The sequence below is a fragment of the Lysinibacillus sp. BS3 genome, from assembly GCF_039614735.1.
GTDB classification, from domain to species: Bacteria; Bacillota; Bacilli; order Bacillales_A; family Planococcaceae; genus Lysinibacillus; species Lysinibacillus capsici.
Genome location: NZ_CP154860.1, coordinates 4461290 through 4486423, shown reverse-complemented (window position 1 = coordinate 4486423; position 25134 = coordinate 4461290). Strand labels below are relative to the sequence as shown.

The 25134-nt window shown below is 34.6% G+C and carries 29 protein-coding genes, 1 pseudogene and 1 riboswitch; of the genes and pseudogenes, 1 reads left to right on the top strand and 29 read right to left on the bottom strand.

From position 1 onward, the window contains the following. Positions 1-19: 19 nt before the first annotated feature. The 14 genes from gcvT to AAJG31_RS22375 all read right to left on the bottom strand — a co-directional run bounded on the left by gcvT (position 20) and on the right by AAJG31_RS22375 (position 12777). The gene (gene gcvT / locus AAJG31_RS22440; RefSeq protein WP_279495515.1) at positions 20-1123 is read right to left on the bottom strand and encodes a glycine cleavage system aminomethyltransferase GcvT; all 1104 of its coding nucleotides are present in this window, start codon (positions 1121-1123) and stop codon (positions 20-22) included. 248 nt (positions 1124-1371) lie between these two features. Then, positions 1372-1464: riboswitch (glycine riboswitch) on the bottom strand. Positions 1465-1608: 144 nt separating this feature from the next. After that, positions 1609-2124 (bottom strand): shikimate kinase, encoded by a 516-nt coding sequence (locus AAJG31_RS22435; RefSeq protein ID WP_004231053.1) that lies wholly within the window; start codon positions 2122-2124, stop codon positions 1609-1611. 20 nt (positions 2125-2144) lie between these two features. Beyond that, positions 2145-2306: a hypothetical protein gene (locus AAJG31_RS22430; RefSeq protein WP_225340350.1), complete on the bottom strand. Its 162-nt coding sequence runs from the start codon at positions 2304-2306 to the stop codon at positions 2145-2147. Between the two features lie 16 nt (positions 2307-2322). Then, complete coding sequence (comGF, locus tag AAJG31_RS22425) at positions 2323-2748, bottom strand: competence type IV pilus minor pilin ComGF (RefSeq protein WP_048392263.1); 426 nt, start codon at positions 2746-2748, stop codon at positions 2323-2325. Continuing rightward, positions 2741-3058, bottom strand: coding sequence for a hypothetical protein (locus tag AAJG31_RS22420; protein WP_112118304.1), 318 nt, complete (start codon positions 3056-3058; stop codon positions 2741-2743). The genes comGF and AAJG31_RS22420 overlap by 8 nt, the downstream gene beginning before the upstream one ends. Beyond that, positions 3051-3488, bottom strand: a complete 438-nt coding sequence (gene comGD, locus AAJG31_RS22415; protein WP_048392261.1) for a competence type IV pilus minor pilin ComGD — start codon at positions 3486-3488, stop codon at positions 3051-3053. The genes AAJG31_RS22420 and comGD overlap by 8 nt, the downstream gene beginning before the upstream one ends. Continuing rightward, positions 3488-3808: a competence protein ComG gene (locus AAJG31_RS22410; protein WP_279496367.1), complete on the bottom strand. Its 321-nt coding sequence runs from the start codon at positions 3806-3808 to the stop codon at positions 3488-3490. Before AAJG31_RS22410 ends, comGD begins: the two co-directional genes overlap by 1 nt. A gap of 117 nt (positions 3809-3925) precedes the next feature. Beyond that, on the bottom strand, positions 3926-5179 hold the full coding sequence (locus tag AAJG31_RS22405; RefSeq protein ID WP_279495520.1) for a hypothetical protein: 1254 nt from the start codon (positions 5177-5179) through the stop codon (positions 3926-3928). Position 5180: 1 nt separating this feature from the next. Then, complete coding sequence (locus tag AAJG31_RS22400) at positions 5181-6809, bottom strand: AAA family ATPase (protein WP_279495522.1); 1629 nt, start codon at positions 6807-6809, stop codon at positions 5181-5183. A gap of 86 nt (positions 6810-6895) precedes the next feature. Further along, positions 6896-7948, bottom strand: coding sequence for a GTP-binding protein (locus AAJG31_RS22395; RefSeq protein WP_279495523.1), 1053 nt, complete (start codon positions 7946-7948; stop codon positions 6896-6898). A gap of 136 nt (positions 7949-8084) precedes the next feature. Continuing rightward, positions 8085-9056, bottom strand: coding sequence for an HNH endonuclease (locus tag AAJG31_RS22390; protein WP_279495524.1), 972 nt, complete (start codon positions 9054-9056; stop codon positions 8085-8087). 87 nt (positions 9057-9143) lie between these two features. Then, positions 9144-10760 carry an excalibur calcium-binding domain-containing protein gene (locus tag AAJG31_RS22385; protein ID WP_279495525.1) on the bottom strand — a complete coding sequence of 539 codons (1617 nt, stop codon included), beginning with the start codon at positions 10758-10760 and terminating at the stop codon, positions 9144-9146. Positions 10761-10955: 195 nt separating this feature from the next. After that, positions 10956-12392: an S-layer homology domain-containing protein gene (locus tag AAJG31_RS22380; protein ID WP_279495526.1), complete on the bottom strand. Its 1437-nt coding sequence runs from the start codon at positions 12390-12392 to the stop codon at positions 10956-10958. Positions 12393-12558: 166 nt separating this feature from the next. Beyond that, a complete protein-coding gene (locus AAJG31_RS22375; RefSeq protein WP_279495527.1) occupies positions 12559-12777 on the bottom strand; it encodes a hypothetical protein in 219 nt (72 codons plus the stop codon). Positions 12778-12928: 151 nt separating this feature from the next. Between AAJG31_RS22375 and AAJG31_RS22370 the strand changes: the two genes are divergently transcribed. Next, positions 12929-13324: a hypothetical protein gene (locus tag AAJG31_RS22370; RefSeq protein ID WP_345803562.1), complete on the top strand. Its 396-nt coding sequence runs from the start codon at positions 12929-12931 to the stop codon at positions 13322-13324. A gap of 299 nt (positions 13325-13623) precedes the next feature. Here the strand turns inward: AAJG31_RS22370 and AAJG31_RS22365 are convergent. From AAJG31_RS22365 to AAJG31_RS22295, 15 genes and pseudogenes are all read right to left on the bottom strand, one after another. Continuing rightward, positions 13624-14100: pseudogene (locus AAJG31_RS22365) on the bottom strand (N-acetylmuramoyl-L-alanine amidase); the annotation flags it as partial. Continuing rightward, complete coding sequence (locus AAJG31_RS22360) at positions 14100-14360, bottom strand: phage holin (protein WP_279495529.1); 261 nt, start codon at positions 14358-14360, stop codon at positions 14100-14102. The pseudogene AAJG31_RS22365 and the gene AAJG31_RS22360, both read right to left, overlap by 1 nt. Continuing rightward, complete coding sequence (locus AAJG31_RS22355) at positions 14350-14643, bottom strand: hypothetical protein (protein WP_279495530.1); 294 nt, start codon at positions 14641-14643, stop codon at positions 14350-14352. The genes AAJG31_RS22360 and AAJG31_RS22355 overlap by 11 nt, the downstream gene beginning before the upstream one ends. Before the next feature lie 78 nt (positions 14644-14721). Further along, a complete protein-coding gene (locus AAJG31_RS22350) occupies positions 14722-14934 on the bottom strand; it encodes a hypothetical protein (RefSeq protein ID WP_279495532.1) in 213 nt (70 codons plus the stop codon). 66 nt (positions 14935-15000) lie between these two features. Further along, complete coding sequence (locus tag AAJG31_RS22345) at positions 15001-15255, bottom strand: hypothetical protein (RefSeq protein ID WP_279495533.1); 255 nt, start codon at positions 15253-15255, stop codon at positions 15001-15003. A 70-nt stretch (positions 15256-15325) separates the two neighbouring features. Next, positions 15326-15715: a hypothetical protein gene (locus AAJG31_RS22340; RefSeq protein WP_279495534.1), complete on the bottom strand. Its 390-nt coding sequence runs from the start codon at positions 15713-15715 to the stop codon at positions 15326-15328. 14 nt (positions 15716-15729) lie between these two features. Beyond that, on the bottom strand, positions 15730-17610 hold the full coding sequence (locus AAJG31_RS22335; RefSeq protein WP_279495535.1) for a phage tail protein: 1881 nt from the start codon (positions 17608-17610) through the stop codon (positions 15730-15732). A 204-nt stretch (positions 17611-17814) separates the two neighbouring features. Next, positions 17815-17973, bottom strand: a complete 159-nt coding sequence (locus AAJG31_RS22330; protein ID WP_279495536.1) for a hypothetical protein — start codon at positions 17971-17973, stop codon at positions 17815-17817. Beyond that, positions 17973-18287, bottom strand: coding sequence for a hypothetical protein (locus AAJG31_RS22325; RefSeq protein WP_279495537.1), 315 nt, complete (start codon positions 18285-18287; stop codon positions 17973-17975). The genes AAJG31_RS22330 and AAJG31_RS22325 overlap by 1 nt, the downstream gene beginning before the upstream one ends. Before the next feature lie 20 nt (positions 18288-18307). After that, positions 18308-19474 carry a hypothetical protein gene (locus tag AAJG31_RS22320; protein WP_279495538.1) on the bottom strand — a complete coding sequence of 389 codons (1167 nt, stop codon included), beginning with the start codon at positions 19472-19474 and terminating at the stop codon, positions 18308-18310. A gap of 539 nt (positions 19475-20013) precedes the next feature. After that, the gene (locus tag AAJG31_RS22315; RefSeq protein ID WP_279495539.1) at positions 20014-20205 is read right to left on the bottom strand and encodes a hypothetical protein; all 192 of its coding nucleotides are present in this window, start codon (positions 20203-20205) and stop codon (positions 20014-20016) included. Further along, positions 20202-20564 (bottom strand): hypothetical protein, encoded by a 363-nt coding sequence (locus tag AAJG31_RS22310; RefSeq protein WP_279495540.1) that lies wholly within the window; start codon positions 20562-20564, stop codon positions 20202-20204. The genes AAJG31_RS22315 and AAJG31_RS22310 overlap by 4 nt, the downstream gene beginning before the upstream one ends. Continuing rightward, positions 20521-22596, bottom strand: a complete 2076-nt coding sequence (locus AAJG31_RS22305) for a tail fiber protein (RefSeq protein ID WP_279495541.1) — start codon at positions 22594-22596, stop codon at positions 20521-20523. Before AAJG31_RS22305 ends, AAJG31_RS22310 begins: the two co-directional genes overlap by 44 nt. Positions 22597-22611: 15 nt before the next feature. Continuing rightward, complete coding sequence (locus AAJG31_RS22300) at positions 22612-23508, bottom strand: phage tail domain-containing protein (protein ID WP_279495542.1); 897 nt, start codon at positions 23506-23508, stop codon at positions 22612-22614. A gap of 7 nt (positions 23509-23515) precedes the next feature. Further along, positions 23516-25123, bottom strand: a complete 1608-nt coding sequence (locus tag AAJG31_RS22295) for a hypothetical protein (RefSeq protein WP_345803561.1) — start codon at positions 25121-25123, stop codon at positions 23516-23518. Positions 25124-25134 lie beyond the last annotated feature (11 nt).

Below are 25134 nucleotides of genomic sequence, written 5' to 3'. Positions count from 1 at the left end.
AGGTCCCTCTTTTCAACTATTATTTTGAACGCTTGTAAAACGGTGTTTCTACTGTTATTACCTTTAAGTGTTTACCGCGAATTTCAATTTCTAGCTCAGTTCCGATTGTTGCGAATTGACTGTCAATTAATGCGTGACCAACATTACGTTTTGATGAAGGAAGCTGTGTACCAGTTGTCACTTCACCGATTTCTTGACCATCCTTAAACACTTTGTAGCCATGGCGTGGAATGCCTTTATCAATCATTTCAATGCCTACAAGTTTGCGTGGTAGACCATTTTCCTTTTGAGCTACTAATGCTTCATGACCAATGAAGCCTTCTTTATTTAATTTCACAGCGAAGCCAATACCAGCCTCTAGAGGAGAAATTGTTGCTGATAGCTCTTGACCATATAGTGGTAGCCCCGCTTCAAAACGAAGTGTATCACGACATCCTAGTCCAGCTGGAACCACACCTTTTTCTCGACCTGCCTCTAAAATTTTACCCCAAAGCGCTTTGATGTCTTCTGGAGCGCCATATAATTCAAAGCCATCTTCACCTGTGTAGCCACTGCGAGAAACTAATACTTTATGTCCTGCAACCTCCACATTCTCTTGGAAGCGGAAAAATTTAATGGCACTTACATCAGTCGAAGTAAGGGATTGAAGAACTTCTTCTGCTAGTGGTCCTTGAAGAGCAATTTGTGCGTAGGCATCCGATTGGTTATCAATCGTCACATCATATTGATGTTGATTTTCCATCATCCAATCATAGTCTTTTTCAATGTTAGCTGCATTGACACATAATAAATAGTGATTGTCAGCTAATTTATATGTTAATAAATCATCAACAACGCCACCATCTTCGTAGCACATTGCCGTGTACTGCGCTTGACCGTCAACAATTTTTGATACATCATTTGATAAAAGATTTTGTAAAAAACCTAATGCATCGGGACCTGTTACTAAAATCTCTCCCATATGTGATACATCAAATAAGCCTGCACGATTACGTACTGCATCATGTTCTTCTTTAATAGAAGAGAATTGAACAGGTAATTCCCATCCACCGAAGTCAACTGTTTTTGCACCATATTTCGCGTATTCTTCAAATAGAGGTGTACGTTTTAATTCATTCGACATTCTTTTTTGCCCCCTTATTGTTAGTTACATTTTTACTGGTAGTAGTTCGTCTGCTTTTTGTATTCCTACAGTCAATTAAGTAAAACGGGCTATAGACATAAAAAAAGACAGACGAACCCCTTTTCGGGATTCTCTGTCCTTGCACCTGAAAGTTACACCAGACTGGCTCGCAAGCTTTACCGTTGCCAATCAGTCGGCTTTCCCCTTTGGTGGCTGTTATTGTTATACTACAGCTCTCTCCAGAGTTGCGTCTTGTACGAGTCCTTTTACCTGAGAGATTCATAGCCCATTGCTACTTGCTCCTTCGGTGACGTCTACACGCTCTCTCCCCGCACAATCATCCGCCCAAGATAAATCTTGGTACTATTTAGTATTCAATGAACATTTAGTTACTTATTTGTCTATATCCTAACATTAAATGCATTGGAAAGGCAATCATTTTTTAAAAGATAATAAAACACGAACATTAAATAAATATACGCTATTCATCGTTCGTTTTTCAATCTTTTCACTTGAAATACTAAATACTCTAGAATTTGGCGAATCGTCCTACCTTCTGTCAGTACCTGAATATGGCCTGCATCACGGTAAAACTTCCTTCTGTAGTGATACAGACTTTCTAGCTCCTCTTTTGTAGAGCTCTGTACAATGGGTCTATTTGGATCATGCTGAACTCGTTTATAAATATCCTCAAACGACGCATCTAAAAAAAACACCAGTCCACTGCGCCTCATAATTTTTCGATTTTCAGCATTGATGGCAACGCCACCACCAGTCGAAATAATACAGGCCTCGTCCCTAAAATTTTTCAAAAATTCTGTTTCTATTTCTCGAAAGTGGGCCTCACCGTATTTTTCAAAAATCTGTGGAATTGTCATCCCCTGCTGACGCACAATCTCATGATCCATATCATAATATGGCATCTTCAATAAATAGCTTAAACGTCTTCCTAATGCACTTTTTCCACTACCCATAAAACCAACTAAATATATTTTTCGCAATTCGATTCACCTTCTTATAACTACGATTCTACACTGTCTGACAAAATTTGTCCCAATAAATTTATCGTAGCTCGAACATTCAATTTTTCTAGCCCATCATATGTTCGATACTGCATTTCATAAGACATATAATACGCAAGAACAAAAGTAGTTACAAAAAATAATAATGCAATTGCGATCAAAAAAATAGCCCCTCTGTCATTTTTCAATAATTGGCACATAAAAGGTTCGCTCCTTTTGAATACCACTAGCCATTTCAACAGCTACCGTCAGCTTATTTTCGGAATAGCTAAATTGACATTTATTGATTCCTATTAGCATAGGAACATGTCCACCCTTTACCTGCTCACGAATAATATTCGAGTAGCAATCAATATGATGGAGCGTATTAGCTGTTTGGAAAGTTATTCTTTTTTGATCTTCACGAATGGAAAAGGTGGAAATATCTTTTAGAGAGAGGTTCAAGTCAGAAACAAATAGTTCCCACTTTGTTTGTTCATCTATTAGCATAGTTGATTTCATTTCAGCAAACCAAAGTATTATAAGGACAAAAAAATGAGAAATAAGCACAAAAACGACTAATTGAAACATAGCTTCTATTAATGTATAGCCTTTCTCATTCATGCACTTCACCTGTCACTTGGATACATTTTTGGCGTGACTCCTGTAAATTTTGAAATTGGACACAAACTTGTTGTTCGTCAACTATCCAATGATAAGCAACCTGTTCAATGGTCCGAGAGCCCTCTGTTACTTGAATCGCATGGTACTGTTTTAAACCTTCGTATGCTGTTTCAGCTGCAATTAGCTCCATTTTTTTATTAGCAAGATTTGTTTTCATCGTATAGGTAATGGGGATTAACGAGGTACAAAGCAGCATCAAAATACCCACACCTAAAATAGTTTCTACAAAAGAATAGCCTGACTCATTCAATCCTAGCTCTCCCTCGCCCTAATGTTATGATTACTTTTTTCTTGCCCTGTGGTGTTTTAAATGCCATGGTGCCTGCTGTCATCACATTGCCGCTATAGTTATAGACAAGTGTTTGAATTGAACTCTCAGCTGGCAAAAATTCAACCCCCTTTGGAAAAGAGCGTTCATATAAATGAGTATAAATATCTTTTTGAATAGTATAACGATTTGTTGAACCTTCCATTTTCAGGGCTATATATTGTCGTTGGCTCATACTATAGGTTTGAATATATTGAATATCCAGTTGTAATTGCGTAAAAAATCGTTCTAATTCCTTGGTTTCTGCTATTTTCAATGAGAATTTACTAACAATCGCTGTTAAACTCATAACAAGAAATAAGACAACCAGCATTTCAAGAATTGTAAAACCACCGTTTTTATGAACATTCATTAGCTATCCGTACCTGTTTCCAAGTTGACATTGGCTGGACGTACCTCTCCCTCATTAGTAATCACTATTTCTTCTTTATTTGGGCAGGTTGTTTCATTTTCCTTTAAATAGCCCTTTGCCACTAAATCCTCTAAGGTAGGATAAGCCATATAATCTACACGATACGCCTCTACTTGACCTTGTACCATGGATATATAAGCCGTACAGCCTTTCTTATCTATTGTGGCGAAATGCTTTGTAACATTTGGGATTGTAATTAAAATAAGAATAGAAATTATATAAGTTTTTCTTCTAAAACATCTCAATGAATGTTTATTAATTTAATAACATAGGAGTACAACCTTAATCTAGGTTGTACTCCTATGTTTATAGATCCCTAAAAAATATACTCTCTACTTAAATAATAAGTAATTCTTATATTTTTAAAATATATGTAGTTAAAATTTAGGTTTGGCTAGTCCCCATTCTTTAATTTGGGTTCCCAATATTGTTAAATACTTTTTCTGCGAATCCAACAAATATAAAGGTAGATTCCTTATCATCTCAATTTTTTCTTCTATTTCAGAAATAACATTACTAGGGGTGTTAGGATGGGCTTCGTTTAGTTTTGTAATCAACTTCTCTTCTAATCCGTCAAAATCAAAATTTCCTAGAGGATTTGATCCTATTGGATTTATTAAATATTTCTTTGTTCTTTCCCTTTTTTCTAAAGTTAATTGCTCATTATAATAATGAATAAAATCCCGTTTTGTCCCTATATATTCATTATGAAAGCCCCTGCATTCCTCTTGATTCTGTGGTATTAGATTAGGTATATCAAATAAACTTTCAAAATGAGAAAAATAGTTACTAGAACTTATTCCTTCTTTAACATCAATATATGGGATAAAGCAGAAATTCTCATCGTAATTTTCAATTAATTTAAATTGATCAACCGCATACTCACAAATATTAACTCCAAGTTTTTCATAAACGGTTGCTGAAAAAAGGTTTTCCTTTTCGTGAAACGGTAAAATTTCACAGTAAGAAATAGTATTTTGTTTATAACCATCATATAAATTAGAAACCTGTAGACTAGTATTACCTAAATTCATAGAAGGTTCTTTTTTATCGCTGTCCACAATCGCAAAAACCATATTATTCTGCTCTATTTTATCTTTAAATGTCTTATAGGTATCATTTCCCCCTCCAGTGTCAGGTTCGATGTTTATTTTGCAAGGTAGATTGTTTGAAGAAAATTTATTACCAATATATTCATAGAAATAACAATCATCTATATTTTCTGAAACTAATCTAGTTTTAACCAATATTTCAGGATTTAAAAAATGCCATAGAGGAACTTTAAAGATCGAAGTTGTGTATTGGTACCCTTGAATTAAATTATCCTCCTTCAAAGTATCTATTCGTGCGAACTCCTGATTTGATGGTATAACTTCAATTTTATTTGACACGCTCATCGGAAGCATAGAAAATGTAGTGTAATCATTACTTAGTAATTTTAGTTGTTTTTTATTAAACGTACCTAAATCTCTCAATTCACTTAGATATTCTAATGTTTTTCTATTTGAAAAAACAAAATGAAATCCGTTTCTATGGCTGGTAATTATATTATCTAATGCTTCTAAATCTGCTTCACATAGTTCATTTGATTTAAAATAATCTATTAATAATGGATCTAAATAAATTAACATACTATACCTCCGGATAAAAGAAACCTAGAGGCCAATTTTCAATTGCCCCTTCCTCATTGTAAGAAACAGTGTTTATTGATGATTCAGAAGGATTAGTACCATTTTCCAAATCCCCGAATATTAATACATTAACTTTTTCATTACCAATTTTCTCTTGATAAATTAATTGCCCTACACGATTAACAATTGTTTCACTATGAGTTTCAAGAACAACGGTTAAATTAATTCCACGTTTATTAGTAACATCAATACACTTAACTAATGCATCGGTTAAACGAGCTTGAAGTGCTGGATGCAAATGTAGTTCAGGTTGTTCAATAACAATTGTATGTGTATTAATGTTTATTGAACGGCGTAAACTTTTTTTATTAGTTTTCTCATTCTCAACTCTCCAAACCAATAATAAAATTGGTAATATTTGAGAAAAACCAAACCCGGTATCTGCTAAATTTAATTTTTCATTGGTACCGAATGAAATATTTAAGGATACATGTCCACCTACAGTATTAGTATCTATTTCAAATCCAAAGTTTTGCTTCATCCATTTTTTAAAATTATTTTTATCTTGCCAATTAAGGTGAGTAATAGCCATAGGAATATTTTCACCTTGCGGATCTATTTCATCAACAGCAAGCCCTTGTATTCTATAGTATCTTTGAGCACTGGCTCTTAATGGTGCAATATAATGAACTTTTGAAAAATAAGTAGTTAAATACTCATTACACATATTTAAAATATTTCCCAAATAGACACCATAAAGTAAATTATTCAATCGCTCTATTTCTACCTCACTAGCTTCTTGTAGAACGTTCACAATTACTTTATTTAAAGAATCACTTTTTAAGTCATATTCCTCTAGAAAAGAATCTCCAAAATAATAACTATTTTTAGTAAATTCTCTATTTATCGCTTTATTAAGTTGTCGAATAGTTTTCTCAATACCTTCATTAATTAGTTCTAAATTAACAAGATGTATTTTACTTACAATTTTTTTTAATTCTAAATCTAGCTCTGAATTATTTATTTTTAATTTTTGATTTTTTACTATTTTTGATAATTCACCGTATAAAATTTCTCTGAAATACTCAACTAAAGAAATTTTTCTTTTTTCTTGATTATCATTCACTTTTAATATAAAACTTGGTAAGAATTTATCAAACACTTCTGAGTTTAATATAATGAATGGATCATTAAATTTTTGATTATTTATATAAACGAAATACTCATCACCTACTTCTATGAATTTAATGATGGTATCAAACATAGTAATAGTAATTTTTCCTAAATTTTTTTCTTTTAGGTCTACACTCAAAAAAATCTCCATAGGTTTTGCTTCAATAGTACCATCATTTAGTTCACTAACAGTGAAATTAAAATCAAATCCTATATGTTCTGTCACACTATTTCTATTTAAACTTTCGTAAAAACTACCAAAGTCTACATTTTCTTTACTGTACCAAAGAATTGGCTCATTTTTCTTTATTGATAATGTCTGCTTCATAAGTGGAAAAAATCTAAGAAATGTACTTTTTCCTGAACTATTTTTTCCAACTAAAATAGTTAAAGGTTTTATATCTATATCGTTAGTATCTTTTAGACTTCTTAGATTCCTAATTCTAATTTTGTCCAATAGCCTCACTCCAATTATCTAAAATTTAATCATAGTAATTATATTGATTGAATATATAAAATATTCATTTTCTTATGCAGTGTCTATCATTTAACAAAAGTAATATCTTCGTCGTCATCCCCCTCATATTTTTCTTGTTTCTCTTTTTCTTTTTTTAATAACATCTCATAAATCGATTTTAATTGCGCAGCTTGTAAATCAATATTATTCTCATGCATATATTTTATGGCGTAACCTAGAGCTACTGTTGTTGCACCAGCTACACTAGCTCCTATTATAGAACCAGCACCAGGAACAAATTTCACAATTTGTCTGAATATAGTTTTACCCACATTACCAACAACTGTTACTATCAGTAGTTCTTTAGCGTTTTCTTTTGAAATAGGCTTTTCGTATAGTGTAGATAATTTAAGCATTAATCCAACTTGGATACCTGTTAATGGAATAAAATCTGATCCTGGAATAGGTGATGCCCCAACTGTAGCCGATGATACCCCTGCTGCAAGAATCCAGCGATTAGCAGTCGTGCTTTTTTCCTTTAAGTTCATGGCAAACATTATATCTTTGGACTTTTTTTCTAAAATATCAAGTAACTTATTTTGTAGCATTGATATATTCTCACCAGTTCGTGAAGAAATAGGGACTACAGGATATTTAAAATTAGTGTGATCTTGAATATATTTAACTAATTCAGGAATATCGTCTGCAGCATCAATTTTATTTAATACGATTATAATATCCCGGTTAACTTTCTCTATATCTTTTAAATTTTTCAGTTCATTTTCAGAGAGAACTGTCCCAGCAGCATTTAAGAAAAACAAAATAACATCTGAGTTTTTGTAGTAACCTAAAGTAATTTCAGAATTTACTTTAACAACATCATCTAAACCAGGAGTATCAACGAAAATAATGTTATCTTTATATGGGATTTCTCTAATTTCAACAGTTTCTCCTGGTTTTGACCCTACGCTTGCAATGTCTTCTTTCATTAGTTTGTTAATTGTAGAAGATTTACCGCAGTTTACATCTCCTACCATGGCAATTAAAACCTCTCTATTTAACTGACTATTTATTTCTTCACTCTTTTGCTCAAATGCTTCATCAAATGTCTTTTCAAATTCTTCATTATTAATTTCCACTATTAACACTCCTTATTTCTATATTAAAATATGGTTCTTGTTCTCATAAGCCCAAACATCCCCATCATGATTATGCTGCATGAGTAGATGTAACAATCCCACTAAATTATCAAATAAAAATCACAATTGTTACCTATCACTTAAATCCATGGTATTTTTGATGCCATTGAAAATACAACTTACTATTTTCATTCCAAAAATCACAATGGTTCCCTTCTAATTTACCTAATTTCTTATTAAAACTATTAGTATTACCTCTGCGATTAATAATAACCTCTCCGTTATTAACAACAATGTAACCTTTTTCAAAAAGATCGTCACAACCAAACTTACAAATTGGCATAACTATATTTTTAACATCTAGTCTTTCATTATCATCACAAAATTGTCTTTTCTTTATATGTGCAGTATGTAAAAATTCAACAGGATATTCTTCATTACATATTTGACACTTACATTTATATTTACCTTCAAACAAGTACTCGCTTAATAAGCGTTGCTCTTTTCGAGCCTTTATATTTCTCTCAGAATCAGTTCCTGTTACTAATAATTTTTCCAGCTTTTCTTCAATATTGGTTTTATTAGTTGGAGAGTAATGTTTATCTGAATACAAATCATATGATTCTATTATTAATCTACTTTTATGTTCATCTAAAACGGTGAATCCTTGGACAACATAATTATCCTTATACCCAATAAGCTCATTTATCACTTCAATGGATATATCATGATTTTTAATGTTGTCTAGAAAGTATATATATTGCCAAGTATCATTTTCTTTGTTTTTCCCCCATAGGTGTAATGCCAGTGATTTATTATTTATGGTTAAAGCTACAGTACCACTTGTAAATAAAACTTTATTTGCTGAAAAGAATGCTATATCTCCCTTATTAATTTTCCCCCACTTGTTCACATTGACATTATTTTTACCAGGAGTTACTCCCCAAATATGTGCATAACCATTAGGATAAATTTCAAATAAATCTTTATAGATTTTCTTATCCAAGAATTCTTCAATAGATTTTAACTCAACAGGATTATGTATCGTATCATTGTAATGCATTCTAGATTCTTTACTACCAGTTGGTTGTAAAATTACTCTTTCCATTAGAAACCTCCTATTTAATGTAGAAAAGCTGTCTCTAATATAAACAACTTTTCTACAACATTTTATTATTACTACTCTTTATTTAACTTATTTTTCACAAGCCAAACCGTCTCCGTCGCGGTCATGCTTCTTTTCATAAGCTGGATGCGAAGAGTCTACGCCATTAGGATAAACTTTTCTTAGCTCTGTACAATTTTTAAAACTCTCTCTTGAAGGTTCACTTGGTGTTGTTATAGGAGTTGTAGTTGGTTTTTCTGTGTAACTATCCTCCACTGGTTCACATGCCCATCCATCATTATCTGCATCATGTTGTAATTCATAAGCTGGGTGACCACTCATTACGCCTCCCGGATAAACAGCTCGCAATTCTGAACAGTTTTTAAAGGATTCTTTGACTGGTTCTGTAGGTTTTGTTTCGGGCTTCTGCTGAGAAGGTTTTGACTCTGGTACGTTAAACTCCTTAGCAGCAACATTATAAGTCTTACCATTAGTTTTAATTACGATTGTACCGTCTTGAGCTGTTGAATACACTTTACTTCCCGCGCTCTTTAGATTATTTAAAACCTCATTATTTGGATGACCATAGCTATTATCCTTACCATAGCTTAATATTGTTACTTCAGGTTTAACTGCATTTAAAAATTTTGATGATGTACTTGTATTAGAACCGTGATGCCCAGCTTTCAAAATCTGTACATTTAAAGAATCAAAAGAATTGGTAAGTAATTCTTCCAAGTCTTTACTTGCATCTGCCATTAGCAAAAATTCAACGTTTTTATATCCTGTTTTTAATACAATTGAAGCATCATTTGTATCTACTGCTTTGGCATCAGAATATAACGATTGTAAGTAAAAATCAGAAGTCCAATCACCTATTAAAATTTCACCTATTTTAGGTTCTATATACTTAATATTTTTTTGTTCTACAAGTTTTAAAAGTTGAGTGTATGTTTCTGTAGTATGAGATTTACCACTATTCACAAACTTACCAACAGAAATTGAGTTTAATACTGCAATTAGTCCCCCAACATGATCAGCATCTGGATGTGTTGCTACTACATAGTCTAGCTTTTTAACACCTTTTGATTTTAGGTAATTGACAACAGTCTTTCCTGCTGATTTTGGTCCTCCATCTACTAAAATATTCTTTCCATCGTGAGATTGAATAAGTATAGAATCGCCCTGCCCTACATCAATAAAATGAACCTTCATTTCACCTTTTTTAGTTGGTGCTGCTGGAGATGTTGTATTAGCATTTTTCCCTGACACTACGGCATCGATTGAGTCAGCGTACTTTTTAAAGTCAGCATCGCTCATATTACCGTTCATTTGTAATAAAATTAAGCCATTTTGATGTGTATGTGAGTAGAATAAGGGTCCCATACTACTTAATCCGTCATAATAACCTTTAGCTTGAGCTAAGCTCTTAGCATCATTAAAAATAAACAACCTTCCACCAGCATCTTCACCTAATGAAGGAATTAAAATTCGATTTCCTTCCTTACGCCCATTCCCAAATTCTTTATTAGGCAAATCTGAAACAGCACCTACTTCTAATCCATCAGTTTTAAATTGTTTAATGATATTTTCTGTTGTGATTGGTGAACTATTATCTGTGCTTTTTTGAGCAGCTTCAGTATTGATTGGTAACACCAAAGCAATTACTAGAATAAAAGTTAAAAATGATAATAATAACTTTTTCATAATTTCCCTCCTTCAAATTTACTATATTTATTATACATAATTGGTTTTTTATTGGCATAATTATATTGGGAATTTTTTTAAAAATAACAATTAAGACCACCCATCATGGAGTGGTCTTAATTGTTTTTTTCTTTATGCTTCTTTCACTTGTTATCTTAGTTAAAATTGTAAATTCTAAGTATTTGAATACACTTTTTATTTTATAATTTCATAATAGTAGCGAATTCCATCATCTGTACGTCCTGATATTGGATCGTTAGTTGTTTCACTTTCAAATTGTTCCGCCCAATAGCGGACAGTTTTACCTTTTGTGAAGAAATCGTTTGTTATTTTTTTGAATACTCCCTTTTCCACTTCCTCATAGTACCATCCGTCTGTTGTTCGAGGTGATGTGATACCAAATTGTTCTACTTTTACTTTATTAACAACTTGCGAACTTACTTGTCCCATTACAGAGCCATTATACATACTAGATAAAGTGGTATTTTGACTTGGTGTTGTTGTGTATTCGGAATATACATGATATAAATTTCTATTTAATATATTAAATGAGTTCGGGTTTTGATCTGTATAAAAAAACATATCCTTGTAGATACCTTTTGCTTGTGAACCTCTTGTGTCCACGAAAATGACACGTTCTATAGTGTTAACAGCACGTTTGTTTAGCAAAGTATATGGTTTCCCTAGTACATCCTCGAAACCACCTACAGCTTCTCCCTCAACTGGTAGCTTAAATGCCACCCCATAGACCATATTTATATATTCTTCTACACTCATATTTAGCTTTTTCGCAGATTTTTCTGTACTTCTGTACCAAGAAGCAGTATCGCTATACCTCCTTTTTTCAAAATTTGTGAGTGTCAATATATTCGTCCCTGTATTAGCAACCTCACGAAGTTCCTGTAAACCTATGAAATCAGATGGCACTCTCTTCAATGTATCCATGTAACGAATAAGGATTGTTGCTACCTCGGCACGAGTTGTATTACCATTCGGCTTAAAGGTGAAGTCCTCATAGCCTGAAAGCAATCCCGTACCTAATGCTACCCCAATATAAGGTAAGTCTTTTTTGTCTACTCCACCCTTATAAAATTCGGGAATCGGTATTAAAGTAAGGTTTGAATTCGCCATTTCCTCGATTGCTTTGCCATAATTAGCATTAGCATGTGCTAAACCATTCGCTAACCAACGGGACATTTCCCCACGAGTCATTGGTTTATTTGGTTCAAATTTATTTTTAGAGAAATCCTCTGCTTTGATAAACCCTAAAGCTAATCCCTCTTGGATTGCTTCATGAGCCCAATGTGTATCTGAAACATCACTAAAACTTACAGTAGCTCGCTCGTTACGATCAAATACTCTAGCTAAAAACGTTGCAAACTCAGCGCGAGTAACTTGAGCAGAAGGTTTGTATGTACCGTCTTCATATCCAGTAACTAATCCTTTTTCCGCGACCTGTTTAATGGACTTATAGGCCCAATGGGATTTAGGTACATCTTTAAACGTTGTTTTTGTAACTGGAACAGCTTGTGCATTTTCAGTAGCAACTGGAATAACCATAGCAGCTGTCATAACACTCGCTGCTATTGCTTTAATCATTAAATTATTTTTCCTTGATTTCCTATGTAACATTTCATACTCTCCTTTTTATAAAAAATCTATGTGCATACCAAAGTTACCATATTAAACCTGAACAAGGAATACATTCTAACTAAAAAATCATAGCCTATTTAATCCTAATTACTCACTTAACTACGGTTTTTATGCAAAAAAAATAGCCCTCTATAGTTAGAAGGCTTTAATACTGCTTAAAATCAACTCCTATTACATTTTCACCCTCACGGATCAACCTGATTACATTGCAGCCTTGATCTCGTAAAAGTTTTAAGACCATTTCATCTGTTAGAGCTTCGTGTTCCTCTCGAATCAAAAACAAATTTGATACACCTACAATCTCTACATCATCTGGCCTGCGCTTGAATAAAAACCGTACTGGCACTATTGTTTTGTAATTCATGATCTTCACCGCCTTTTACAAATATTTCTGCATAAGATGTTGATTAACCTTCTTACTGCCGTTTTAAGATGAAGCAGATAACTAATAATGTTGTCTGTTTTTTTGTTATATACAAATTATGTCGAATTACCTAAAATGGTAATGAAGGGGTGTGTGTAAAATTAAAAAAATAGTGGCAGTAATTGCAATTGTCTTAGTAGCGCTTGTAGGAATATCTTACTTTGTGCTAGATTCAAGATATGAAGAAGGAGTCATAGTAAACGGGTTTCCAGTACCTAAAGATGCTGAAGTATTTGGGGAAGATGAACTTATAGATATTGAATCAAATATATCTAACTCGCTATATTTGGATTGGCCAAAAGTGACGAATGGGCTTCCTTTTGACTATAAGCTTTTAATTATGTTAAAAGGCTGGAAAGAGGTCGACAGTGAAAAATTTGAAGATGGGGACACATTAAGGGTTTATACAAAAGATGATGCAGAAATTAAGCTTACAACTACGGAAAGTTCTATAGGTATACTTTTATCTATGCCTAATAAAAAATAATTAATATTTAAGTTAAACCAAAAAAGCCCAGATACTCAATTTGAGTCTGGGCCGAGTGATTATTTACTTCGCTGCTCAATAATAATCTTCAAACCTTCAAAATCTCCAGTTGTTAACGTACCAGCATCGAATTTATCAAGCCAAGACTTATCAATCTTGCCTTTATCTACAGATTGTTTAATGTAATCACGTACAGTATTTTCAGTTGTTGGGTTTGTAAATCTCATTGTTTCATCATCCTTTTCTGTTGGTTTTTGTATTTCCATTGGCTTCATTGCTTCTTCAATCCGTTTCAAGAAACTATTCCAACGGTCCTCATTTAAAATTCTATGTGGACAATATTTACCATTCCAGTCCTGATGTTTCTTCACTCTCTCAATGCCCCAGCCATATTGTTTCAATAATTTTGCAATGTACTGAACAGCATTTTCCTCAGCTATTCCGTATCGAACACCACCACTTTTGCTGTAGCAAATTTCTACCCCGATAGATATACGGTTACCCTTCTTGTGTGCGTTAGGATCAGTATTACCTCCCCCATCTCCACAATGCCAAGCGTTACGCGTAAACGGAATAGCTTGAATCACCTCTTTATCATCTACAGCAACATGGTAAGACACTTGGTTGTTGTTACTAATCATGTACGAAATCTCGTTAGCTGCTGGCGCATCATTGGCTGTATTGTGTACAGTGATATATTGAGGCACCATTATATATGGAGCCTTGATTGAATACTTGCTTGAAGGTAAAAAGATTTGCTTGAATGTATAAGACATTATTCATCATCCTTTGGTTTTTGGTATTTTAATGCCTGAACACTATCGCTGACATCACTTGTTGTAGGATCAACGACGATCCCTAGCAAAATCAAAATACTTAAAATGGTATTAAAAATAGCAGTGGCTTGTTCGCCAACTGCTTCAGGTAAACTATATCCAAATGCTGCCGTTACTTGTTGAACGAGCAATAACAAAAATGCGAATAATGACACTAAAAACGGTTTGTGTTTTAAACGTACTTTCCAATTAATTTTCATATAATTTTTCCCCCAGTTCATCAATTCGTTTATGGGCCTGCTTACTTGATTCTTCTACACGTGTGACACGTTCTGATAAATCCATACGTGCTTTTTGCTCTACTCTCATGTCCACCCTAATGTTTTCTACACCATTACTAATTGCGTCTAATTTTGTACTAATTACGGCTGATTCTGCGGCACTTTGTTGCACGTCCTTATCTCTGTTTTTCAGGAATGCAAGATAAGTAAATAGCATTCCAAATAAAGCACTTAACACACCTACAATAGCTGTTAACTCCATAAAACACCTGCTTCCTCAAATATAAATGCAAAATCCCAAGCGTTTGGGAATATAAAAAGCACCCTTAACAGAGGATGCCTACTCACTACGAACTGGTTCTTTTCCCACGAATGTGAAGGATTTTACTGTTCGTCCAGTTTCTATCAATATTTCATTTGCTAATTTCCTCGCAATAACATTTGGGTTAGTAAAATTCTGACTGACCTTTGGTGAAATGTACGTAGCTGATTTTTCTACACCTTTTCTTAAGTATGTGTAACCACATTTAAAATGCACTTTTTCATCTTTCATCTACATCACTCCTTTATTTATCTTTCGACAAAAAGAAAGGATGACCTCTAACAAGTTTTTGAGCAACTACAAATGATATTTTATCTTCAATGTTGCTCCTTTATCTTTCGGAGGTTTCTCTAAAATCTCATCGTTTTCTCCCATAGCTTTATACATCGCATCACAGCACATAGGCATCCGATGATTGGGCCCAGGATAACCACCTACTAATTTATGAACTTCTTTAGAAGTAACTACTAGTTTTGATAGATTATTTTCTCTTCCGATCTGTTTTAATAGTTCAACACAATTATAAAATGTTTCTGTCGTTAAATTGATCATATACACACCTCGCTTATTATTTCCAGTGTAAGGAAATAAACTGCTTGAAGCAATAAAAATAACGCTAAGCCTATGCTTGCGTCTCTGCTTCATTTTCAGTATTTGTATTTTCAATCACCTCTGCATGGCTGTAAAAAGAACGACTGATTAAAATTTCATCATTAGCCATTGCAAATTCTTTATTATTAACTTCGTTAGTTAACGTATCTAAGAATTTTTCAGGTTCTGCCGAAGTGTATAAAATAGTTTGCCCAACTTGAACCATCACATTGGATTCACTCGTTTTGTCTAGTGCCTTTAGTTTAGCAACAGCAGCTATCAAACCTTTAGACATACTTTTCTTACCTATTACAGCTGCAATTGATTGTCGCTGATTATATACACCTGCTACACTTTTCAAATCAACTCCTGTCGTTACTACCTGTCTGCCATCATTCAATATCATTACGTATTTTTCCATTTTATTATCTCCTTTTATGATAGTTTTACTGAACCTACTGTTGAGCCATTCACCTGTACATAAAGAGTACCATTAGAATAAGAGATTCCGATGCCAGATGAATTTGCCCTTGCAACCCCTCGAACAGCTGCATAAGAGAAATCAACGGTTCCGTTAAAGTCTGTAGTTCCTCCACTTGTTCCAATTGTTATATCCGTAGAATTCAAATTAATTTCTTGAGCATTTAATTCCATACCGTAACCGGAACTGTTGATTCGATTTGAGTTATTAAATACCAAAGACTTATAACCGCCACCCTGGCCTAGATACAGATTGTTACCTACTGTTGCATCTGTAGCAATATTAAGACTAGATGTACCGGTTATGCTTCCATTAGCAATCACAGCACCATTAAAGTTAATACGTTGGGCGTCAACAGTATACGACCAAGCATCTTGATTGATTTTTGAAACGATCGTATTACCGTTGTACTCCGTGTAAGATACCTTTTGAGTGATTTGGTTACTCATCTGTGTAATGCTTGACTGTGCACTACTCATTTGTGTATTCAGTCCACCAATTTGAGTGCTATGAGAGGTAACGGTGGATTGGATGCCACTTGCTGTAATCTCTAACCGAGAAACATCTTCTTTAACTGAATTAATGCCACCGTTTATTGTCGTCACTTCTGACCTTACTTCTGCCCTAATTTGAGCTGCTGTTTGAGAAATTGACGAGCTGAGACGCGTTTCCATACTTCCCATGTCCGTATTAATATTCGTTACATGTTGCGTCATTTCGGTTCGTAATTCACGTGCTGTAAGACTTACCATAGCTGTGTATTCAGTTGTAATATTTTTTTCTAATTCAGTGACTGTTTCGTTTAACTCCCAACGATACTCGCGTTGGATAATCTCTTTTGTCTGGTCAATACTCTCGTTGACGTTATCTTCAGTATCTTTAATCTGATCCTGCAAAATTTCTTCTGCTGTTTTAAATACATAGTTTCCTACGTTTACGCTTGTAGCAACAAATTCCTCACCGTTCCATTCTTCACGAACTTTTAAAATCCGTGTGACGATTGATAAGCCATCCATAGGCTCATAGATTGTGTGAATGGTCTCTCCTAGCTCATGCGTCTCACCTAATTGAGCAATGTCCAGTTCATAAGAAATATCGATATCTTGAAACTTAGCTTTCGCGCGCTCATAGGCTTCTTCATATGTTTTAATACGCTCATCATTGATGATGTCACCATAAACGGCACGGTCGTATTTACTAGACGTTGGCGATTCAAAGGTTGCTGTTTGCTGCAGGTCCTCTCCATAGTTGACGATGACATGAGTAGCTAGGTTAGTTGAAATGGAATCCTTGGATAGATTTCTAAGGTTATGAGCATATCGATACTGCTGGCCATAATCATCACTCAATGATTTTCTAATCTCAAAAACTCGACTAGGTAATAAACCGAATTCAACCTGTAATCTGTTGCAGAAGTCTCTAAACAGTTTCCAGACGTTACTACGCCCAAAATCCTTTAACTCAATACTTGATTGCACACCTGCAGCATCAAAGTTAAAAGACCATCCTGTGCCAGCTAATAATGTGGAAAACACTTCGTTCGGAGTATAAACGCCTGTCAATCTCTGATTGAATGGTGTTCCAGCAAGATCCATAACAATATGCAAAGCACTTATGTTTTTATAATTTGTTTTATTACTTAACTTTTTAATACGGTACTCATGGTCATTCACAACTACAATCGCTTCTTCTTGCAGATATGGATAGGCTGGATTGTTAGCCCTATTAACAACAACCATATTCAGTTCATGAGCATGACTGATTTCTAAATCGATACGACCTGATTGTATATGGTTGATTGGGTATTCGATACCTTTATGTTTTACTAACGGCATGATTGAACACCAACTAACGTAATTTTTGGCGCTGTAATTTTAGTACAATGAACATAATGTTCAATTTTTGTTTTACCCAGCTGCATTGTGATTTTCATAATCTCACTTCCTTTCAAGCAAAAGAAAAAAGCATCCTCAAAAGAGGACGCTTTGATAATTATTTGATATTTAATTTTTAAAGACTTACTGTACAATATGGAACTATTAAATACCTTCAGTATTAGCTAAAATATAATCTTCAACAGCAACACGATAATCCTCATTCGTAACATCTTCAATGACATAAACTTGATTGGTCTTCGGATTTAAACCGCCATTCATGATACGCTCTGCTGCAATACGCACTACAATTTGGTTAATCATTATAAAATCCCTCCTACTTGTGCATCTGTTTGTAATAAAAGAATATCTTCTTCTAATTGATTTATTTTCAATTGTTCCTTTGACGGTTCAGGTTCGGAAAAATACTCAAATACAGGTTCTTTTGTTTCAGGATTAATTGAAGCAATATACTGTTTCAACGAGTCATAATAATTGACTTCTAAGTCCACGTATCGAATTTCTCCTTTTATTTCTTCATGTTGCACAGGAAGCGTAGATTCCCATATCTCTCCTGTTTGCCATAGAATCTTACCTGTAGAATCAAAGAAAATCCTATTTCCTCTTGAGAAGTTCATATTAATACCACCCTCCTTATCTAACCGACAATTGTATACTTATAATACCTAGACGCTATTGGAACTGGCATAATAACTGTCCACTTACCATTCAGACTCGTAACACTAGCTATCATCAAATAAGAAGCCTGACCAGTCGCAGTTGCCCCTCCAAAGTACCCTGTCACATGTCTAGATAAGTTAACTCCTAAACCTTCATCCTCAGCTATATACAGTGACGAGTATTCTTCTCCATTACCAGTTAGCGTCATTGAAACAACACGTATGATTTTGGGCGCAAATGGAATGTCTTCAATGGATATATAAGGTTGAAATAACGTACCTGTACCTTTAGCAAACTTAAAGCTATACGTATTTGATGGTGATAATTTTGTACCTGTCATCATTAGCTTTGCAGGAATAGCATCAATGTTAGCAACCATTTGAGCAAATGTAGCATTTGCTGAGGTAGCGACACCCTTACCAGTAATAGCGGTTGCTAAATTCTGTTTACTATTACCTACATGTGTAAAAATCGACTGTTGTTTAGGCGACTCATTTGGCGTAGCTTCAGGTACTTGTAATTCAAATTCAATAGAATCTAAAGCTTCAAAGGCATTTCCTTCACCTGTTAGATATTCAATTTCTAAATAAATAGCAGCATTACTTTTTCGCTTCGTTATAGGAATTACGGGCTGTTTAGTTGCAAGCTTAACAACCTGAGAACCTAACACAAACCTATCAGCAACATATGAACCTAGATACAATATTTCTGTAGGGTTAGCTAAAGATGATGTATCTCCTGCTAACCTGAAAACATTTAACGAGTACTCAAATCCACCTGCATTAGTTGTTGAAATACCATTGTGTACAGCTCCCCTGATAAGTAATTGACCGTTTAAAGTCATATCTTTAAACACCAACCATAGTGATTCTGCTGTACTGTCATTTGCCCATCCATTGAATACAGGAAAACGTCTTATTGCATGGTAAGGACTCAGTGATTGAGTACCCCTAGCGTTTGCTTTGCCGATTTCAATTTCTGACCAAGTATTACCATTTTTAGTCTCTAACTTATCATTAAAGTACCTTATACCATGTGCGCCATTTTCAGAAAGTACATCTTGTACCAAATGTTCAGTAAATCCCTCAATCTCTAATTGTAAATTCTCATTTAATTCATTTTTAGAAATACGATTTCTTGCCAATTGTATCTCCTACTTTCAGTTACTTTGATTATTAATCCTTCAAATAAATTTATCCCCTAACTCAATTAAGAAGTAGGGGGAGTATTGTAACGATATTTGAATAAAATTCTTGTTTTACATAGTCATAATGATTGCTACGTAACACTGAACAATATGGAACAATAAAAAAATAAAATTTTTTTTACTATTATTTAAGAAAAAAGTCATCTTTGCTTGTTAAAATTTCAGAAAATGACATATGTTTAAGGGGTTTTTAAGTCCTTATCTAATATCAAAAATTTCACCACCTTTATTTATATATCAAACTCCTTATAAAAACACCGTTTTTCACCCAAATATTTACATTATATAGATTCTATAGTATTATAATCTCAAGTATTAAATTTATAAAAAAGGAGCGATAACTATGATTGGAACAATCATTTTCGTATTCATAATAACGCCGATTATGGGAACTACCCTATTTTTCGGTGGCCAACAAGTTAAAAGCATTTTATCTTAAACATATTATTCTTATCGAATACTATGCTTTATTTAAACTAAATGGCATTAACCGAATTATTGGTTAATGCCATAATTTCTCGCTCTGCAATTTCTAATTCAACATAATGTTGCAACTCAGTTGGCTTAACATCTTCAATCGTCCGAACTTCACCCATGATACTTGTAGCATAAGCTTTTACCAAACGTTTTTGTACAAGTGTCAATCCTTCAAGATGTTCCTCTGTCATTGTATAACCTCCAATTCTGTAAGAATTGTTAACATTTTAATTTCTAGTTCGGCATTAGCAAGTTCTTCTAGTGTAGGTTTTAACGACTCTAGTAATTGTAGTGCTTCACGTTCAGTTTTTTCTTCTTCAGTTTCTCCTTCAATCCATTCTGCTCCATTCCATTTATATTTGAACAAGCCACTTGGAATATCTACAATAATGAAACCTTGTTTATCTTCATCAACAATATTCCCATGTTCGTTAATTTCAGCAATATATATTTCTTTTAAATACATATTTTCATCTAATTCATAAACCTGTTTACGCTTACGCAAATTAAGCACCTGCCCTGTAACTAAATTTGAATGATGCAAACGCACTAGCTGTAAGTCCTCCTGAAACGATTAAATAACCGTTGACTTGTAGTGTCATAGTTTTCAGACCGACAGGGTTTGTGGTTTGAGGTATTACAACCTGAGTAGCTATGGCTGGTCTGTACCCTACAGGCATTGTAAAAGCAATCATACCTGACGCATCTGCTCTTGCCTGACCTTCCACATGCACTCTACCTAGACTGTCTTTGTAATACGAAATAGGGTAAGTGGAATCTTGCGTACCCATAGTTAAAACTGCTTGTATGAAATTTTCTTGTACTTTGTTTGCTTTTAAATCATTCACTTGCTTAACAGCTTTAGGAGATGCAGCTTGTAAAGGTGTTTCTGAATCAATTGAATCAGACAAACGAATATTACCTATCATCCAGTTATTTAAATAACCAGATGTGCCAGCAGCCACAGTTCCCCATACATACTTACCAGACACATCTTTCTTTGCAACTCTTTTGAACGAGCTTTCTCCTAGATTGTTGTTATTCTCGCTATAGGCTGTCTGTACGATAAAACTACCATCGCTAGACTTTTTCACTTCTACCAACCAACTACCAAAATTCGAAGGAACATTAGGTGTGTTTTCTGGAACAGAATAAAGTCCATTTTCAACTAAATCATTCAAGTCACCTATAAATGGTTTAGTCACACTACCAGTCTCAATTTCATTCCAATTAGAATCCTCTTTAAACTCTAATTTATCATTAAAATAACGTATACCATGAGCACCGTTTTCAGAAAATACATCTTGTCCCGAATGTTCAGTAGTAGTATTGATCTCCTGCTGTAAAGATAATTCTAATTTCTGTTTAGCTACACTGCCATCAGTTAATAAGCTACCATCAGTAGTTGGTACTTCGCTATCTTTTGGTATGTTTTTTAAAACTCTAACAAAAAATGCAGAATTAAAATAATCTAGAACAGGTTGTTTTAGTCTCACAATACTTCCTGAGATAGTGTAGTCGGTTTCTGGATATAAGACTATTCCATTCAATACTAAAAGCAAATCATCGTCTACTGATAAGGTAGATAGAGGAATTTCTAAAGTTGTTTGACCTTCACTTGTAGCAGGAATAGTGTATTCGTACTTCGTCATTTTACCAATTTCTCCACGTACTCCTTTAAGTGAAGCTAACCATTCTTCAGATGTACCAATATATCCGTTATTTACAGCAACCTCATATGCTGATAATCCATCTTTTCCAGTGTCACCTTTCTCCCCTTTTTCACCTTTAATATTACCCACGTTTACCCATGTATTCGTATTCTCTGACCAAACGTATAATTCTCCATTAACAGTGTAAGCATCTCCTTCATTTCCTTCAGTAGGCAATTGGGAAACATCTGTTAATTTATCTAAAATACTTAATGCAGCACCTGTATCGCCTTTTTCCCCTTTATCGCCCTTAGCGCCTTTGTCAGCAAACAAAGCCCATGTACTTTTATCTGTGACAGGTGTATTGATATTATCTTTTAAAGCAATATAGGTTCGACCATCAACCTCTGCTAGATTATTTTTATAGTATTGAGTTGTAGATGACCATGTACCTTTTGGATCAAAATTATCAATAAGTGATTGCATTGAGTTAATCGCATTTTGGGCATCTTGAGTAGCTTGAAAAGCAGCATTTTTAGCCTCTACCGCATTATTTGTAGCAGTTTCAGTAGCCTGTATTGCTCCACTTACCTCAGTTAAAGCATCACCAATTGTGTTGAGTGCGGTTTGTAACGCTTGATTATTGGCGTTTATTGCATCCTGTGTAGCTGTGTTATTGGCATCAATGGCTTCTTGTACAGTTGAATCAACTTGAGCGATATAGTTTTGCAGATCAGTTTCAGCGTTTGCAATAGCCTGCTCAAGACGAGCAATTAATTCATCCACTTCATGACCGCCTGCCAAAGCTTTAATTTGCAACTGTACATGATCAAAATAAGCCATGATACGTGACCAGTTATCATTTATTCGATTTCGCCCTTCGCGATCAATAGGTGATAACGTTTCGTTTAAAGGATATTTAAGCGACAAAGTTAACTCCCTCCTTTACTTAAAATAAAAAGGAAAATCAAAACTGATTGAAGTGACGGTGCCACCACTAATCGAGAATCGATTATCCCCTCTTTTTAGCGATATTAATTTTTTATTAGTTTGACCTGTAACTTGTTGGCCGTTTTTCAAATAGCTCACTCCATCGAGTACAAGAGTATCATTGGTTGAAAGAGTTCCACTGTATCGGAATACATCTCCTGTTGTAAGGTTCTCTATTTGTACGTAACTAGCAAATGAACCTTTTAACGCAATTCTAAATGGCATATAACGTGGATTGATTGTAACTTGACCATAATTCTTCACCATAAAATCGTTACTAGAAAATGTGAACTGTGGTGAATCTTCATCCCATTTAAACCCTAGCCCCCATGCAATCTGTTCTAAATCCCACTCCTTATTAAGTAGCTGCATCGATGTAAAAGGCGTTTCACCATAAGGTAAATCACTTGTTTCAAACTCAATAACTCGCTTACCTTTCAGTCCTTTCCACTCAATCGCATCATTATTAATACGTTCTACTTTCCATCGCTTGTACATGTGCGGTGTCCATTCAACGGCATCTAATGCACCAGTAAACGATGATTGCCCTGGCATTTCAAATCCATAGCTGTTCGTCATTAGTTGCTGATAAATATAAAACTCCTCATCACCATCTAAAATATCAGCCAATTGATCTGTTAATAGCTCTGTATCAGTAACATCTTTAGCCTGAACCATTAAGGTCAATTGCAACTTACGGACACCATGAAAACGTTCAGTTCTATTTCTACCTGGTTGACCTTTAATGTTCTCTGAATTGTAGACGATATCAATCGGAGCAATCTTCAAGACTGGTACGCCATAATCAGTTAAATTATGACGTACACCACCCATCGTCTCTAATATAGCCATTATGGCATCACCCTTTCTTGAAAGTTTTTATTTGGATATTAGTAGAACTACGATCATCTAACCAATACTCAACCTCTTCGCCTGTCCAGTTTGAATGCACATTTAGAATTATCGGTTGCTGTTCATAATCAATATCTTGTACGAGATCCTGATTAATGTATTGTGAAGTATCACTTGTAAAGCTATTGCCTGCAAAAGCAGTTTGAATAGCACTTTTTTGCAGTGAGGATGTTAAAGCAGCACCTGTATTCTTGGTTACTGTATTTACACCATCTAAATCAAGAGTTGTCTGCAGTGTATTTTTCAAGCTATCAGCTATTGATTTAGCAGTAGATTGCAGTTTACCTTTCATTGAGTTCAAGCCTTTTATTAAACCTTGAATAGCATTTGCTCCTATATCAGGCAAAGATTTAGACATGAGGTTAAATTCATCTTCTGCGCCATAACGTAGCTTCCTAACTTCTGACTCAAACGTTTTTTGAAGCTTTTTCAGTTCTTCTTCAGAGTTAGCATTTAACTTCGCTACTTCTTCTTCCATAACAAGCCGTGCTGATTCTAATTCTTTCGTAGCTTGCTTTTTAGCAAGTTCCGTTTTTGTCTGCCACAGCATCTGGTACTCATTTAATTCACTAGCTGTCATCCTTGTTAATGCTGCTATCTCAGCTGCAGACTTGGCACCCATTTGTTGCAGTTCACCAATTAGAGCTGCATCAAGCCCTCTGGCTTCAAGCTCAAACAGATCATTCATCCAGCCGCGCATCGTATCAACCTGACCACGTAAATTCCCCAATAGGTCGACATCCGTCATGTCAGTAAGTGATACTTTATCGAAAAGGCCCCAAGTATTTTTTAGCGTTTCTGCCCTTGCATCATATGTTTGCTGCCATTCATCACGTAATCGCTTTTCTTCATTGGCTAGATTATCGTAGACAGTTTGCACTTTGGATAAGTAGTCATCAGATAAAGACTTCATGCGATCATATAACTCTTTCTTCGCATCATAAATCTTTTCCTCATACGCAATTTGCTGTTCACTGCCTAGCGCATATTGTTTCATATACTGCTCATACGCTTGGATTCTATCGGTTAATGAAATTGCATTATACTTAGTAGCTTCATCGATAAACTTGATTTCGCGATCATACTGTTCTTTTAGAACTTGTTGATAAGCACCTTGGGCATTTTCTAACGCTTTCCTTTTAGCAGCTGTGCCATCCTTTAAAAGCTTAGCGACATCTTCCCAGTATGCTTTCTCGTAGCTGGCACTAATGTTGTACCATTTCTTCTGGTCACTGAGAAGTTTTTCAAATTCATCGTAGCGTGTTGCCGCATGCTCTTTGGCGTATTTCTTACTAATGTCATTGATTTGTTTTAATAGACCTTGAGAAGCTTTAATAGTACTACTGAAGTCTGGAACAATCGCATTGGCCATTTCTTGAGTTGCTGATTTTGCAATGTTGATGTTGTCTAAAATCCCCTTTGCAATGCCAGCTGGAATCCAACGCGATATTGCCGCCATGACGCGACTGGGGCTATGAATTCCAAGCGCTGATTTAACCCACTGAGGGATCTTATCAGTCAGTTTTCCAAGTGCTTTTGCTACAGAACCGAACATTGAGGTTATAC

Excerpts from the sequence above, each read along its gene's own strand:
- gcvT (WP_279495515.1), bottom strand. The coding sequence starts at position 1,123 with ATGTCGAATGAATTAAAACGTACACCTCTATTTGAAGAATACGCGAAA.
- comGF (WP_048392263.1), bottom strand. The coding sequence starts at position 2,748 with ATGAATGAGAAAGGCTATACATTAATAGAAGCTATGTTTCAATTAGTC.
- comGD (WP_048392261.1), bottom strand. The coding sequence starts at position 3,488 with ATGAATGTTCATAAAAACGGTGGTTTTACAATTCTTGAAATGCTGGTT.
- AAJG31_RS22405 (WP_279495520.1), bottom strand. The coding sequence starts at position 5,179 with ATGTTAATTTATTTAGATCCATTATTAATAGATTATTTTAAATCAAAT.
- AAJG31_RS22390 (WP_279495524.1), bottom strand. The coding sequence starts at position 9,056 with ATGGAAAGAGTAATTTTACAACCAACTGGTAGTAAAGAATCTAGAATG.
- AAJG31_RS22385 (WP_279495525.1), bottom strand. The coding sequence starts at position 10,760 with ATGAAAAAGTTATTATTATCATTTTTAACTTTTATTCTAGTAATTGCT.
- AAJG31_RS22380 (WP_279495526.1), bottom strand. The coding sequence starts at position 12,392 with ATGTTACATAGGAAATCAAGGAAAAATAATTTAATGATTAAAGCAATA.
- AAJG31_RS22375 (WP_279495527.1), bottom strand. The coding sequence starts at position 12,777 with ATGAATTACAAAACAATAGTGCCAGTACGGTTTTTATTCAAGCGCAGG.
- AAJG31_RS22360 (WP_279495529.1), bottom strand. The coding sequence starts at position 14,360 with ATGAAAATTAATTGGAAAGTACGTTTAAAACACAAACCGTTTTTAGTG.
- AAJG31_RS22355 (WP_279495530.1), bottom strand. The coding sequence starts at position 14,643 with ATGGAGTTAACAGCTATTGTAGGTGTGTTAAGTGCTTTATTTGGAATG.
- AAJG31_RS22350 (WP_279495532.1), bottom strand. The coding sequence starts at position 14,934 with ATGAAAGATGAAAAAGTGCATTTTAAATGTGGTTACACATACTTAAGA.
- AAJG31_RS22345 (WP_279495533.1), bottom strand. The coding sequence starts at position 15,255 with ATGATCAATTTAACGACAGAAACATTTTATAATTGTGTTGAACTATTA.
- AAJG31_RS22340 (WP_279495534.1), bottom strand. The coding sequence starts at position 15,715 with ATGGAAAAATACGTAATGATATTGAATGATGGCAGACAGGTAGTAACG.
- AAJG31_RS22335 (WP_279495535.1), bottom strand. The coding sequence starts at position 17,610 with ATGCCGTTAGTAAAACATAAAGGTATCGAATACCCAATCAACCATATA.
- AAJG31_RS22330 (WP_279495536.1), bottom strand. The coding sequence starts at position 17,973 with ATGATTAACCAAATTGTAGTGCGTATTGCAGCAGAGCGTATCATGAAT.
- AAJG31_RS22325 (WP_279495537.1), bottom strand. The coding sequence starts at position 18,287 with ATGAACTTCTCAAGAGGAAATAGGATTTTCTTTGATTCTACAGGTAAG.
- AAJG31_RS22315 (WP_279495539.1), bottom strand. The coding sequence starts at position 20,205 with ATGACAGAGGAACATCTTGAAGGATTGACACTTGTACAAAAACGTTTG.
- AAJG31_RS22300 (WP_279495542.1), bottom strand. The coding sequence starts at position 23,508 with ATGGCTATATTAGAGACGATGGGTGGTGTACGTCATAATTTAACTGAT.
- AAJG31_RS22295 (WP_345803561.1), bottom strand. The coding sequence starts at position 25,123 with ATGTTCGGTTCTGTAGCAAAAGCACTTGGAAAACTGACTGATAAGATC.